The sequence below is a fragment of the Asaia sp. VD9 genome (assembly GCF_037150015.1).
In the GTDB taxonomy this organism is placed as follows: Bacteria; Pseudomonadota; Alphaproteobacteria; order Acetobacterales; family Acetobacteraceae; genus Asaia.
Genome location: NZ_JBBCQM010000011.1, coordinates 76,761 through 90,624, shown reverse-complemented (window position 1 = coordinate 90,624; position 13,864 = coordinate 76,761). Strand labels below are relative to the sequence as shown.

The 13,864-nt window shown below is 59.5% G+C and carries 8 protein-coding genes and 1 riboswitch; of the genes, 5 read left to right on the top strand and 3 right to left on the bottom strand.

Annotated elements, in window-relative coordinates; genetic code table 11:
• Nucleotides 1–18: 18 nt before the first annotated feature.
• The 4 genes from WFJ47_RS13235 to WFJ47_RS13220 all read left to right on the top strand — a co-directional run bounded on the left by WFJ47_RS13235 (nucleotide 19) and on the right by WFJ47_RS13220 (nucleotide 7,768).
• A complete protein-coding gene (locus WFJ47_RS13235) occupies nucleotides 19–432 on the top strand; it encodes a DUF2809 domain-containing protein (protein ID WP_336763602.1) in 414 nt (137 codons plus the stop codon).
• A gap of 119 nt (nucleotides 433–551) precedes the next feature.
• Nucleotides 552–2,930, top strand: coding sequence for a TonB-dependent receptor domain-containing protein (locus tag WFJ47_RS13230; protein ID WP_336763600.1), 2,379 nt, complete (start codon nucleotides 552–554; stop codon nucleotides 2,928–2,930).
• Nucleotides 2,931–2,947: 17 nt separating this feature from the next.
• Nucleotides 2,948–4,972 (top strand): phosphocholine-specific phospholipase C, encoded by a 2,025-nt coding sequence (locus tag WFJ47_RS13225; RefSeq protein ID WP_336763598.1) that lies wholly within the window; start codon nucleotides 2,948–2,950, stop codon nucleotides 4,970–4,972.
• A 128-nt stretch (nucleotides 4,973–5,100) separates the two neighbouring features.
• Nucleotides 5,101–5,303: riboswitch (cobalamin riboswitch) on the top strand.
• An 86-nt stretch (nucleotides 5,304–5,389) separates the two neighbouring features.
• Nucleotides 5,390–7,768: a TonB-dependent receptor gene (locus WFJ47_RS13220; protein WP_336763597.1), complete on the top strand. Its 2,379-nt coding sequence runs from the start codon at nucleotides 5,390–5,392 to the stop codon at nucleotides 7,766–7,768.
• Between the two features lie 98 nt (nucleotides 7,769–7,866).
• Here WFJ47_RS13220 and WFJ47_RS13215 read toward each other — a convergent pair whose 3' ends face one another.
• Nucleotides 7,867–8,715 carry a M48 family metallopeptidase gene (locus WFJ47_RS13215; protein WP_336763596.1) on the bottom strand — a complete coding sequence of 283 codons (849 nt, stop codon included), beginning with the start codon at nucleotides 8,713–8,715 and terminating at the stop codon, nucleotides 7,867–7,869.
• 207 nt (nucleotides 8,716–8,922) lie between these two features.
• Here WFJ47_RS13215 and WFJ47_RS13210 point away from each other — a divergent pair, with 207 nt between their 5' ends.
• Entirely contained in the window at nucleotides 8,923–10,140 is a 1,218-nt protein-coding gene (locus WFJ47_RS13210; protein ID WP_127101969.1) for a cation:proton antiporter, read from the top strand.
• A gap of 57 nt (nucleotides 10,141–10,197) precedes the next feature.
• On the opposite strand, the gene WFJ47_RS13205 is transcribed toward WFJ47_RS13210, so the two are convergent.
• Together WFJ47_RS13205 and WFJ47_RS13200 are read right to left on the bottom strand one after the other, a co-directional pair.
• On the bottom strand, nucleotides 10,198–11,103 hold the full coding sequence (locus WFJ47_RS13205) for a sugar phosphate isomerase/epimerase (protein ID WP_336763593.1): 906 nt from the start codon (nucleotides 11,101–11,103) through the stop codon (nucleotides 10,198–10,200).
• 145 nt (nucleotides 11,104–11,248) lie between these two features.
• Nucleotides 11,249–13,849 carry a hypothetical protein gene (locus tag WFJ47_RS13200; protein ID WP_336763592.1) on the bottom strand — a complete coding sequence of 867 codons (2,601 nt, stop codon included), beginning with the start codon at nucleotides 13,847–13,849 and terminating at the stop codon, nucleotides 11,249–11,251.
• Nucleotides 13,850–13,864 lie beyond the last annotated feature (15 nt).

The following is a 13,864-nucleotide window of genomic DNA, read 5'->3' as shown; positions in this document are numbered from 1 at the left end:
GCGATGCGCCGGAGGCCGATGGTCCTGCTCACACTGATCATCATTGCCGCCGGCATTGCTTGCCGCCTCGCCCCGCTTGGCCTCGACCCTGCCCTACGGAAATGGGGCGGATCGATCCTTTGGGGATCGTTGTTCTGGTACGTCGCTGCACTCACCCTGCCCGGCCGCCAGCGCCCCGCCCTGTTCGCGCTCGCCTGTCTCGGCGCCTTCGGCAGTGAAGGGCTGAAACTGGTCCATATTGAACCGCTCGACGCGCTCCGGTCTGTTTCTGCGGGACGCTTCTTGCTGGGGCAGCATTTTTCATGGAGCAATATGGGCGCCTATCTTCTGGGCATGGCGCTCGTCACTCCCCTGCGGGTTTGCCCAAATCCGGGGTCCGGTTCGGGTAGCGCCCCGATAGAAGAACGAGCAAACGTTATCAAGTCAGAATAATGACAGATCCATGACTGTTTTGTTTCCGATCTGATTTAATAAAACCATAATACTGTGTCACGCAGTGTCACGATATCTACGGGCCGCAACTCGACCTCAGGACGAAACGGCTCTTTTTCATGAAACTCAGACTCAGTCTTGTTCTATCGGCAAGCCTCCCTGCCCTGATCATTGCCGCGCAGTCTGTGGCGCATGCGCAAACCGTGACGAATACAGCAAACTCGGCAAGCGTGCCGGTCAGCAAGAAGCAGCCGGGCAAGAGACGGAACGCTGAAGCTCCGTCTCGGAAGGCAAGCGTGGAGGCCAAAAGCTCCGAAACCGTGATCGTTCTCGGCGCCGGACAGGCTCGCGAAACCCAGACCATTTCGCGCACGGCGATACAGGAATACACACCCGGGACGAGCCCCTTCAAGGCCTTGTCCAAGCTGCCGGGTGTGATGTTCACCTCATCTGATCCGCTTGGCTCCTATGAATGGTCGCAGCAGATCATCATTCGTGGTTTCGACCAGAGCCGCCTGGGCTTCACCTTCGACGGCGTGCCGCTCGGCAACCTGGCGTATGGCAATGACAATGGTCTCTCGATCGGCCGTGCGCTTCAGACAGAAAATAACGGTCCTGCCACGCTGACACAGGGCGCGGGAGCGGTCGGCGTTGCAGCCTCCAACGATCTTGGCGGCGCGCTGCAATTCAGTTCGATCGATCCCTCCGAAAAGTTTGGTGCCGATGTCAGCGGAACCATCGGCTCCGCCTCGACCTGGCGCACATTCGCCCGCATCAACAGCGGCGTGCTGAAGGGGGGCGGCAAATTCTATGTGTCCTATGATCATCAGGACGCCAATAAGTGGAAGGGCGATGGCGTGCAGCGTCAGGACCAGGCCAATGCCAAGTACGTCCAGCCTCTGGGTGACAACCTGAAGCTCACGGTCTTCGGCGACTGGTCCAAGCGCGCCGAAAACGACTATCAGGATCTGTCGCTCTCCCAGATCAAGACCTATGGCTATAATCTGGACAACATCACCGGCAACTACGCGCTCGCCAAGCAGATCGCCTATGCCTATCAGAACGGCACGGCTTTCCCCAAAGGCATCGAAAACCAGGATACCGTCTATTATAATGCAGGCGGCCTTCGTGAGGATGCGCTGGGCTATGGCAAGCTGGATTTCAAGATCAATAACCGTCTGACCGGCTATGTCACGGGCTATGGCCACACCAATAGTGGCGAAGGCGTATGGGTCACGCCCTATAGCGCGACACCGGCGCAACTCGGCGGCTCACCGCTTTCCACCCGTACGACCGAATATGACATCCACCGTGCCGGGTTCATCGGAAGCCTGACCTACAAGATTGCCAATCACAGCATCGAAGGCGGCTTCTGGTTCGAAAACAACAACTTCAATCAGGCGCGTCGCTTCTATCCTCTCGCGCTCGATGGGTCACCCTCCTCGATCCACTGGTACAAGAACAATGCCTTTGCCACGCAGTGGCAGAGCGCTTTCAACACAAAGACCTATCAGGTCCACCTGGGCGACACCTGGAAGATCACGCCGAAACTCAAGGTCAATTACGGCTTCAAGTCCCTGATCGTCGACAACACGGCGCGTGCCATGAACGGCAATTATCTGGGAATGCCGGTGGCTACGGCCTATCCCTCCGGTACGCTGAATGCCTCCAATGGCTTCCTGCCGCAGATCGGGGCGAATTACCGCTTCAACCGTAACCATGAGATCTTCGTCGATTACAGCCGCAATATGGCGGCTTTCGACAGCGCGCAAACCTCAGGCCCGTTCTCGACCACGGTAGCTGGCTTCCAGGCACTGCAGGGCAAGCTGAAGCCCGAAATGTCGAACACCGAGGAACTTGGCTACCGCTATCATACCAAAACCTTCCAGGCAACAGTGACCGGTTACTACGTCGAGTTCGAAAACCGATTGCTCTCGGTCACCCAGGGTGTGGGCATTCAGGGCAATGCCTCAGTACTCTCCAATGTGGGTGGTGTGATCTCGCGTGGTATCGACACCGCCGTGAACTGGCAGTTCGCGCCGAACTGGTCGATCTTCGCCTCCTACGCCTTCAATAACTCCTTCTACCAGGACGACGTAATGGCGGATGGCAAGGTCTCCGCAGCCATCAAGGGCAAGAATGTCGTGGGCATGCCGCGTAACCTGGCCAATGTGCAGCTTGGCTATGATGACGGGCAAATCTGGGGCAACGTGCTCATGCAAATTCAGGATCGGCGCTATTACACCTATACGAATGACGCCTACGTTCCCGCCAATGACGTCTTCAACCTGAACCTCGGCTATCGCTTCAAGAGCCATAATTTCTGGCTGCGTGGGCTCGACACTCAGATCAACGTCTCCAATCTGTTCAACAAGCGCTACGTGGCCACTGTAGGTAGCAACGGGTTCATAAACTCTGATCCGTCCGGCACCTTCCAGACGCTCCAGGCCGCTGCGCCGCGTATGGTCTTCTTCACCATCCGCAAGCATTTCAACTGAGAACCGGAAGCCCCAACATGAAACCCGGCCGTCGGCAATTTCTCTCCCTTGGTGCTGCCGCTCTGGCCGGAACCGCCCTGCCCGATAATCTGCGCAAGGCCCTTGCCATCCCCGCCCATCGCGAAACGGGAACGATACAGGACGTCAAGCATGTGGTGATCCTGATGCAGGAAAACCGTAGCTTCGACCATTATTTCGGGTCCCTGCGCGGGGTACGCGGCTTCGGCGACCCACGGGCCGAGACCCAGGCTGATGGCAGTTCGGTCTTCGCCCAGAAAGATGCGAAAGGCCGGGCTGTCTGGCCCTTCCTGTTCGACACGATCCATACCTCGGCCGCCTGCCTGAAAAGCCTCGATCACAGCTGGAAAGGCACGCAGGCCGCCTGGAATGAGTGGGAGGGGTGGGTTCCGCATAAAACCCCTATGACCATGGGGTATTTCACGCGACGCGAGATTCCCTATTACTATGCGCTTGCTGACGCCTTCACCATCTGTGACGCCTATCACGCCTCCATCTTCGGGCCGACCAATCCGAACCGCCTCTATTTCTTCACCGGCACCAATGGCCTCTCCGTAGGGGCAGACGGGAAGCAGGCGGTCGAGAATGTGGATGACGGCAACTGGTCTGCCGACATGGCGCATGACAACCCGCATTTCACGCCCTTCGACTGGACGACCTATCCGGAACGCCTCCAGGAAGCCGGTGTCAGCTGGAAGTTTTATCAGGAATACGACAATTTCGGCGATAACCCTCTCGCTTCATTCAGGCAGTTCCGCAACCTCGACCCGAAAGACTGGCGCTACCGCAATGCCCGCGCCATCGTCCCCGGATCGACGAAGGAGAATATGCACGAACTCGAGGGCCGCTATCTGCTGGACGCATTCGAGAAGGATATCGCCCAAGGCACTCTGCCGCAGGTTTCCTGGATCGTCCCCCCTACTGCCCTGTCAGAGCATCCGGAAGCACCACCGGGATTCGGCGAGCATCTGATTTCCAAACTGATCGATATCTTCGTTCGCCACCCGGATACCTGGTCAAAAACCGTCTTCATCCTCAATTACGACGAGAATGACGGGTTTTTCGATCATGTGCCGCCGCCAGTCCCGGCGCTCGATGGTGCGTCGGAGAGCGCTGGAAGCGTCTCCACAAGGGGAGAGAGTTTCCACGGTGAACCGGTTGGGCTAGGACCGCGCGTTCCCGCGCTGATCATTTCGCCTTGGACCAAAGGAGGCTGGGTCAACTCGCAGGTTTTCGACCATACCTCTGTGATCCAGTTTCTCGAGAAACGCTTTGGTATCCCCTGCCCTACCATCACCCCCTGGCGCCGCGCTGTGTGTGGCGATCTGACCTCGGTCTTCGATTTCAGCAAACCGGACCCCGTCTGGTCAGCCGATTTGCCGAACACGGATACGTATCTGCTCCAGACGCGTCTCTCCTGCGCCCACCCGCCGCCCCTTGTGCCTGAGAATGGTAGCCTGCCCGATCAGGAGACCGGACAGAGGCCGACCCGCGCCTTGCCTTATCGCCTCGCGCTTGCCACGCGGGCCGATGCGCCTACAGCGCTCGCTTTCTCGAACTCAGGAGATCAGGGCGCGGTGTTCCGTATCCGTCAGAAGGGACATGCTTCGCAGCATCTGACGGTAGCCGCCCAATCGACCAGGGTATTTACCTGCGCGCTGGACGCCCCTGTCGAGATCTATGGGCCGAATGGCTTTTATCGGCTCCATCATCCGAGAAGCGGACTTGGTGTGAGCCACAGGGAAGAGAATGATCGGATGACACTCACCATCGAGATCGGTCATCCGCCATGCCAGGACGTCCTACTGATTGATCATTATTCCGGTCAGACCATCAGGCGCGCACTCACGCCACAAACCCGTTTCACGAAGAAGATAATGCTCGCCAGCAGTGATCGCTGGTATCACATCGAGCTTCGCGCGCCGGACGGAACCATGCTGCTCGCTCTGGCCGGCCATAGCGAGAATGGAACGCCCAGCCTGTCTGACCCGCATTTCGCCCGAAGAGCCAATGGTCCCGCCTGACCCTCGTTCGACGCAATCAAACGCCCTTCAACATTGACGCACTCCCACCGCGCTGTGCCCGCCATACCTCACTCTCGAGCCGAAACATCTGGTTCTTATACCATTTCGTTGACACCCCATTCAGCCCCGCTAGGGTCCACCGTGATGGTTCCCGGGCGACCGGGATGAAAAGGGAACATGGTCTGACGCCATGGCTGCCCCCGCAACTGTAGGTGACGAGTGCGATCATGCGGGCCCATAGGCCCAGCCACTGGGTCTCTATCCCCGGGAAGGCCAGTGACCGCATGAGGACGCACGAGCCAGGAGACCTGCCATCACGCATGGTCACGGACGAGATCCGACGGGCGGGGTGTCCCGAAGGTGGCGCGTTATGGCGCGCCCATCGTAGTGACGTGAATATGGGATAGAACGCAGCTCATGCGCTCCTCACGCGCCCTCCTTCTGACAGGATTGTCCCTGTCGACCATCGCCCTGCCTGCCCTGTCCAGGGCTGCCTCGGCCCAAACTGTCGCGACGCAAACTGGCGCGACTCAAGCTTCCCAGGCCCGGACCGCTCCGGCTCGTGCTTCCCTGGGGCTGAAGGGCACGGAACTAACCCGCCCCGAGCGGACTCGCTTGGGCCAGACTGGCCCTGATAAGACTGGCCCAGATCAAACTAGCCCGGATCAGACAAGCTCGGATGAATATATAACCGCCAAGGGCCAGAGTACGGGGCTCAAGGCACGGCCCGCCATCGGCGGGCGGCTTGGCCTCAGCCTGCAGCATAATCCGGCCTCGATTTCTGTGATCGAGCGCAAGACCATTCTCCAGCGGGGCTATACCCATGCCGAAGAGGCTGCCGACTCAGCGCCCGGCGTGACCTCCGGCGGATCACCCGGCAGCCCGGCACAATTGATGATGCGCGGTTTTACCGGCAACCAGATTCTCATTCTGAGGGACGGTGTCTATTTTGGCCCGACCACCATGGTGAACCGCCCCCTCAATGCCTTCAATCTGGAGGCAGTCGAGGTGCTCAAGGGGCCTTCCTCCGTTCTCTACGGTCAGGGTGCCGTGGGAGGGACCGTGGATATGCGCACCCGCACCCCCGACCTGGAACGCATGCACGCCGACGCGCTCGTCTCCTATGGCAGATTCAACAGCTGGAACGCGGGTTTCGGCGGTTCCGTGCCGCTTTCACGCAACCTTGCCATCAGGAGCGACTTCAGCCGCACCTCATCAGATGGCTATGTCAAAGGAGCCAGTCCTCACAGCAATGACTGGACGACTACAGTGCTCTGGCATCCGTCACCGTCTTTCGCCGCGCGCCTGGGCATGGACTATCTGACTGACGAACTCTCCACCTATTACGGTGCCCCGCTCGTACCAGGCTCGGCTGTCACTGATGCCACGGGAGGCTTGCTGCATTCGTCTAAGGGACTTGTCGTGAGCAGGGCATCGCTCTGGCGCAATTACAATGTTTCCAATCCGCAGGCCAGCTCTGTCAATGCGACCCCGACCCTGCATCTCGATTGGGTCCTGAGCCCGCACATCACCCTGCATGACAAGGCCTATTTCCTCTACGCCAAGCGCCGCTGGAACAACGCTGAGACTTACAGTTATATCGGCAGCACGGGCGCCGTAGACGCGAGCGGCGCATCGATCGTCCCGGGGAGCATCGGTCGCGACCGCTTTTACGTATATCAGAACCAGCATCAGCTCGGTGACAGCATCGATGCACGGGTCGACCACCACCTGTTCGGGCTGCGCAATCGGTTCGTGATCGGGGGTGATGCCTACTACCTGCGCTTCATTCGCAACCGTGGTTTTCCTGATGCAGATTATGCCGATAGCGTCTCGCTGGTGAACCCCCAAGGGGGCTCGGTCGGTCCCTTCGCCGGGGAGTACCCCTATCGCAAATCGCCTACCACCATGATTGATGCCGGGCTGTTCCTGGAGGATACGCTTTCGGTGACGGAAAAGCTGCGTCTGGTAGGCGGGTTCCGCTATGACTGGCTGTCACTCGACAGGCAAAACTACAACCAGAACGGCCAGCTCAACGCTGCGACCAGCTTCAAGGGCCATTACAACCCGGCCAACTTCCGTATCGGCCCGGTCTATGATCTTCTTCCAGATCTCAGCCTCTACGGTGTGTACACGACCGCCGAAGACCCTCCGGGGTCCAACCTGTTTCTCGCCAATCGAGGTCAGTTCTCACGCCTTTCGCGTTCCCGACAGGGCGAGATCGGCCTGAAGGCGCGAGCCTTTTCAGGGCATCTGGTCACGACACTCGCGCTCTTCGACATCAGGCGGACCCGCGTCCTGGTACAGACCGGACAGGACAGCGTCTCCACCGCTGGCAGCCAGAAGTCGCGCGGGATGGAAGCTCAGACTGATTGGCGCATTGCCAGACATTGGAGCCTCTCCGGCAATGTCGCCTATACGGACTCCCATTACGGCACGTTCTTCCCGGATGCGACGACCGACGCCTCGGGCAACCAGGTGCCGAATGTGCCCAAGGTTACCGCCAATCTCTGGGGAATCTGGAGCTCGGCGCTCAATCTGCCAGTCGATCTGGGCGCGGGTATGCGGTACGTCTCAGCCCGCAAGGGGGACTATGCCAACACCCTCGCGCTCAAGGATTACGCCCTGGTGAATGTCTTCGCGGCCTGGCATATCCGCAAAGGCTTCACGCTCTATGGCCGCATTGACAACGTCGGCAACAAGCATTTCGTGCAGTGGGCGGATACGAGTTACCCATCAGAGGTGCTTATCGGTGCCCCGAGGTCTTTCTCGCTCAGCCTGCAGGCAAGCCTCTGACTCCATCTTCACGCGCCATCATTTCGAAAGGGAGCGCCCTGGCACATCGCTCCCTCTCGATGGGCAAGTGGCGCTGGACTTTCTCCCCGTTACCCCAATCAGTCCAGAATATCAGGAGAGAGTCTGGCCCTCGCCTCCAATTGAGGGGCGTCACGCATCGCAAAGAGCGCCCGTATCCGCGCGACACGTCTCGTCGTGCGCGGATGGGTCGACGAGATCTCCAGCACGAACCCTGCGACACTAGGCACTGCATATTCCTGCGCCGCGAAAGCCTCGACGTTCATCGAAGCATTGAGACGCTTCACGCCGCAGGCCAGCATCTGAAGCGCACCAAGCGCGTGACGCGCATCGGGCAGGACGGATGCGCCCACCGCATCGCAGCTATATTCGCGCGCGCGCGAATAGGCGCGATAGAGAAACGGAACCATGTAGGCGGGCAAGCGCAGAGAGTGCTTGAAACCACTCAGATGACCCAAAACATGATGAGCGACTTCATGCGCCATGATGAAACGGATCTGTTCGTCCTCCTCAGCCTCGACGATTGCAGAGGTCAGGAAAACATAGCGGCCGCGCAGTAACCGGATCGCGAAGGCATTCATGATGCCACCGGAATTATAGATGAACGCTGTGGGTGTCTCAGCCAGGCCCAGCTTCTGGCTCACCTCGACGAACATGGAATGGAGGTGCGGGAATTGTTTCTCGGACAGGAGCACCATGTGCCCCATGGCGTACGCGCGATACAGCGCGGCAAAAATGACGAGGGCCAGCATGAAGGACACGGCATACACCGCGAACACCACGAATTCTGCGGCGGCACGCGGATCGGTGATCGAGGCCGCGACGGCGATGATCCCCAGGAAGAGCCAGAGGATCAGCCCTGTTCCGGTCAGGAGCCCGCCATAGAGACGTTCATTGGGATGACGATATTTCTGCAGGACCGGTGGCATTGCTTGACCTTTTTATTATGGCGCGAAGGTGGATCTGAGAAGTTTCACCAAACAGCTTGGGTACAAGACGATGTCTGCACAAGAAAGCCATGTAATGATGCCCACCAACTTCCATCATGACACGCCACGCGTCCACGCGGTATGGCGTTGGATTTCCCTCGCACGCAAATTCACGCTATCTTTTCATCAAAGATTGAAAGGGCATGTATGAGCGATCTAACCGCGCTTCTCGCCGATGCGGGTCTGTTTGTCTGCGTTCCATGGATTCTATGGCGTGTGATGGGGCGCGTGGTACCGATTGCTGTCATCCCGATCCTGATCGGAATCCTCGCTGCCGTCTGGCATCTTCCGCTCAAATCGATAGGTGTCCCCTCGTTCTACGGCGATACGATCGGGTGGATCGCAGTACTCGTCCTGGCGTTCACGGCCGGCATGGAAATGTGGCAGCATCCGGAAGGTGAAGCTGCGGAAAATGCCCTGCCCAAGCCTCCGGTCACCCGTCTTCTCGGGGGCGCAGCCACCGCACTTGGCGGGCCGTTTCTGGTCGGTACGATCCTCGTTTACATGTTTTTTCTGCCACTGCCGGGCTGGCATGCACCCGCGGTTACACCGCTCATTGCCGCAGCCTCGATCGGGCTTTGTATTGCCGTCAGTGCTCTGCCCGTTCTGATCGGGATCGTGCGCGAACTCCCTGCGCGCGACAAACCGCTGGGGCAGCTTGCGCTCAAGCTTGCGGTGATTGACGACGCGACGCTCTGGATCGGGCTCGCCCTGCTGCAATTTGCTGCGGAGCGTCAGACGGCCATGCATAGCTGGGGGCTGCGCGAGTGTTTGGCGCTCCTACTGCTTGTCGCTCTCGGCTTAGGTGGCTCGCTTGCCTCGCGTTTTATCCGCAATCCTCCCAAACTGGTGATTTGGGCCGTGGTACCGCTCTATCTCAGTCTCGGCTCCTGGGCGAGCATGACCCTGGGGCTTCATGAACTGATCGGCGCCTATTTTGCCGGTGCCTTCATGCCGCCTTCTTGGGTCAAACGCCTTCCCTTCGAGACCGTCTCAACATTCTGCCTCATCTGGCTTGCGCCACTGTTTTTCGGACATAGTGGGCTGCGTATCGACGGTGATGCCCTGACCTGGCCCTCGGTTCTGGCCTCACTCTCCCTCGTCGTGATCTCGATCGTGGCCAAAATCGGTTCGATATATCTCTTCCCCCCGTCGAAGGATCTATCGCGACGCCAGACGCTCAGCCTTGGTGCCCTGTTGCAATGCAAGGGGCTGATGGAGATTGTCGCCGCAACGATCCTGCATGAGCAGGGAATGCTGTCTGAATTTGCCTTCGCCTCCCTGATGGTGCTGGCGGTGATCTCGACCATTCTGACGGGACCATTGTTCCATCTGTTCAAACCGCGCCCGTCCCCGCCTGTCTGACCCTTGTGATCCCCCCGCCTGAAGCCTGAGCCCTGTCGGGGGGGGGGGCTTCGGGCATCAATGCCGGAAATACTTGTCCACATAACGCTGGATCTCGGCCCGCATGAACCGGCCTGACTCGTCGGCGCGCTCTTCCCAACCAAAAACGCAGGCGGTCACGATCCCGTCGAAACCTGTCTCTGCGAGGGTCGAGAAGAAGACGTCCCAGTCGATCTCGCCCTGATGCAGATCCATGTGCTGATGGACTGTCACCCTGGCACCCGGCGGATTGACGATATAGCGCAGGCCCGAAGATGCCTTGTGATCATAGGTATCAGCAATATGCACTTGGCGGATCATGGGTCCTGCTTCGCGGATCATCGCTCGCATATCATCCCCGAAATAGAAGGTGTGCGGCGCGCAGTAGAGGAAGCGGACGTGATCCGACCCGATTGTCTTGAGCATGTCGAGCGCCGGAGTGAGTGTCTCGCACCAGTCCTCCGGATGGGGCTCCATGTTGAGCATGATCCCCTCGCGCTCGAACACGGGAACAAGCTCCTCCATCGAGCGCCACCAGGCAGCTTCACTATGCTCGTGGGAATGCATCCCCCCACAACAATTGACGCGATGCCCGCGATCGGGTGATGGCCCGCGACCAAACTCGGAATTCATGGTGTCGCAACCCATCTCGGCGCAAATCCTGATCGCCTCGATCCAGTAGCGTACGGCCGCCTGTCGCTCATCCTCATGCGGACTCGCCCATCGATACATGGGCAGAACGGAAGCAAGCCTGACCCCATGATCCTTCAGAGACTTCTTGAACGAGGCGATCCGCTCTTCATGCGCCCGGGGCCGGACCCACCAGGGAAGGAAATCTTCCCTGGGAGAGAGTTCGATATGGTCAAATCCGAGCTCGGCGGTCTTCCTGCACAGGGCGTCCAGGCTGAGATGGCGATGCATATAGGGATCTAGAGCGATCTTCACGGCAGTATCCTCGTCTTCGGGGTAAGTCAGGATCTCGAAGAGATCCTGAGCGTCGTCCCTGCTGAGAGAATGGACGATTTGGCGCGCGTGCGAGCCGATTATCTTGATCGAATCCCATCATCCCCAGCGCGCACGAAGCAAAGCGTCACTGTTCAGCCAGAGACGCGAGGGGCCGCACATAAATACCCGCGCGCCCATAGGCGTAGAGCCGCGTCCGGTCAGCGACGAACATGGCGTCCCTAAGAGTTCTCGGCAGGACGAGCCGGCGCCAGGTTTTGCCCCCATCCACGCTGTAATCCAGGCGATCCGCCTCCGTGAAGACCTTGTCGGCCTGTTCCCCTCCCTTCCTCAGGAGCATGACCTGATCCTCAGGGAGGACTTCCCTGATCCTCCCCGATTCTGCGATATAACCTCTGAACGCTGATCCGTCAGGCGCAGCAAACCACCCCCGTAAAAAGAGTTTGTCACCCAGAATCTTCACATCGAGTTGGTCAACGGGACGCGACGGAAACTGACCGAGCAATCTTGGCGGTTGGTTCATGCCTTGGGCGTAGAGAAGAGGCATAGCCGTACCGTTGGCGACCATGAACAGGGCCTCGTCATTGCGCGTTACCCCATCAAGCCAGATGACCAGGCCGCCAGGAGTGGGGGTCGGTTGCAGATGCACACTGACCGTTGGATCGCCTGGGTTCGCGGGTTTCAGCAGGGCGACGGCCTGGCGTGCCCCGCTTTCGGTCTTGCGTGTTACGGCCGTGATTGCCGAGGCACCGCGTCCAAGAAAGAACTGACATGCGACATCACCGCGAGCGCAAATTGAGATCAGCGGCGGGGGGACCCACCCGCCGTCACGTCCGCCCCGGTAAATGATTGGTGAGAAATCAAGAACCGCCCCTCCGTCTGGGGGAGTATTCACACGGAAAGCAGGCAGACCGTCGGGATTATCCAGCGAGCTCATCGATTTGCCGGGAAGACGCAGGTCAGCTCTGCATCGATATACACCAACCCGCTCCGGGCGGCATGAAGACAATCCGACCTCAGCTTCCCCTTCCGTTGAGCTTGCCAGACGATAGCCGATATAGATTCTGCGATCATGAGTGCCTATCTGCAGAAACTGCGCGCTTCCGCGGTCTGCGAGACTGCGGGGCTCGGCCTCCCCAAGGAACTGCCAGGCAGTGTCCGAGAGCGCTCCACCGGGGCTTACAAGGAAAAGTAGGGCGATGAAAATCAGGCTGAGGACGTCCAGAAGCTGCCCGGCCTGCGCCCAGGACCGATTGAGACACGGATCGAGCACTGGCGCCCGCTGCGAAGGGGAGACCAGACAGCGCGTATCCGCCCTGCGCAGTCGGGCACGCGCATAGCGGCCGATCAGAAATGGGATCAGCAAAAGTGGAAGAACACGCACGCAGAGCGATGTCGCGATCAGATACTGTCGAACAAGGGCCTGCGACATTCCGGCCATGTCGAGAACGGCCTTCAGGCTCTGATGCGCAGCCATGACGAAAAGGTCCGCCGACCCTAACGCCGCACTTCCGAGCGTGAACAGGAACGCCCAGACAAACACCAGTGCCAGGACCGATGCGCAGAGATAGCCCCAAAACCCGATCCCGGCCTCAAAAGCCGTGTAGCTTGGAAAGAGGAGAGTCGTTAGGGCAAACTTGGCACGCGACCAAAACCGCGCAAAAAACCGGAGGGAGTCGCTCGTGTCGCTCCCGGCCGGGTTTCTGAGCGGAAAAAGGGCCATCAGGTGATAGGAAAGCGGCAACACGGCGTGCCAGTCCGACCGGGAGATCGTCGCATCCCGGCTCGAGAGTTCAGACCGCTTGCCTGCAATGCTTAGCCAGTCCGACCAGATCAGGGATTGCTTGACCGAAATCCGTGCGGCCAAGCTCTGCGTATCGTGCCCGCAATACCCCGCTAGGACGCCTACAATCCATAGGATGGCTTCGAAACTCTTGGATCCCGGCGACATCTCCGCAGGTGGTGGCAAGATCGATAACAGGCCTTTCAGAAGCCGCATCGACGATTCCCGTTGGTCATCGATCCCACTTTCCGCGAGGCGCGCCAGAACCGGTTCCCACTCCGAACGGTTCCACCGGGTAGGCTTCCGATTCAGAGTGACCCCCAGAAAGTAATCCAGCGTAACCTCTAGGGTCGCGACGTGGCTCCCTGCCTTCGCTATGGTGCCAGAGTACCGGGGGGGTAAGCGTGCAGGTGGGGGGCGTGATGGCTCGGGTCTCTCATCCGGGAGAGAAGCATTTGCCCTGTCGATCTCGTCCTGCGCCCCGTCGCTGCGCTCTTCTGCCTCCTCGTCCTGATCGTCAGCGCCCGACGGAGGCGGCTCAGCGTCGTCATTTTCAGAGTAAGGGTGTTGTCCGCGAAACGGCGGGGGAAAGAGGTTGTCGATCGGTCGTGCATCGGTCGACCCTGCTGACGCATCCGGTTGAGTCTCATCACGAGGGGGCACATCAGCAGGATCGAGCCCTGTGGCAGGACCGGAGTCCGCGTCGTGCTTCTCGGGCAAAGATGAGGCAGGCCTGTCAGGAGGTGGCTGCGTGGCCTCATCCTCGGGCGCGATCAGGTTGGCGAGATCAAGCGCCATTCTTCTCGCTTCGACCAGGGCGCTGAAGGCCTGCAAATCATCTTCAGGTCGCGTCCGGCGGAGACATTGGGCGTAAGCCCGGTTGATCGCGCGCTTGTCGTTCGTGGGGTTCAGACCGAGGATGGTCCAGGCTTGGGCGGGAGTCATTGTTCGGAAATCCAG

Coding starts and splice junctions, on each gene's coding strand:
- WFJ47_RS13200 (WP_336763592.1), bottom strand. CDS start 13,849: ATGACTCCCGCCCAAGCCTGGACCATCCTCGGTCTGAACCCCACGAAC.
- WFJ47_RS13215 (WP_336763596.1), bottom strand. CDS start 8,715: ATGCCACCGGTCCTGCAGAAATATCGTCATCCCAATGAACGTCTCTAT.
- WFJ47_RS13225 (WP_336763598.1), top strand. CDS start 2,948: ATGAAACCCGGCCGTCGGCAATTTCTCTCCCTTGGTGCTGCCGCTCTG.
- WFJ47_RS13210 (WP_127101969.1), top strand. CDS start 8,923: ATGAGCGATCTAACCGCGCTTCTCGCCGATGCGGGTCTGTTTGTCTGC.
- WFJ47_RS13235 (WP_336763602.1), top strand. CDS start 19: ATGGTCCTGCTCACACTGATCATCATTGCCGCCGGCATTGCTTGCCGC.
- WFJ47_RS13230 (WP_336763600.1), top strand. CDS start 552: ATGAAACTCAGACTCAGTCTTGTTCTATCGGCAAGCCTCCCTGCCCTG.
- WFJ47_RS13220 (WP_336763597.1), top strand. CDS start 5,390: ATGCGCTCCTCACGCGCCCTCCTTCTGACAGGATTGTCCCTGTCGACC.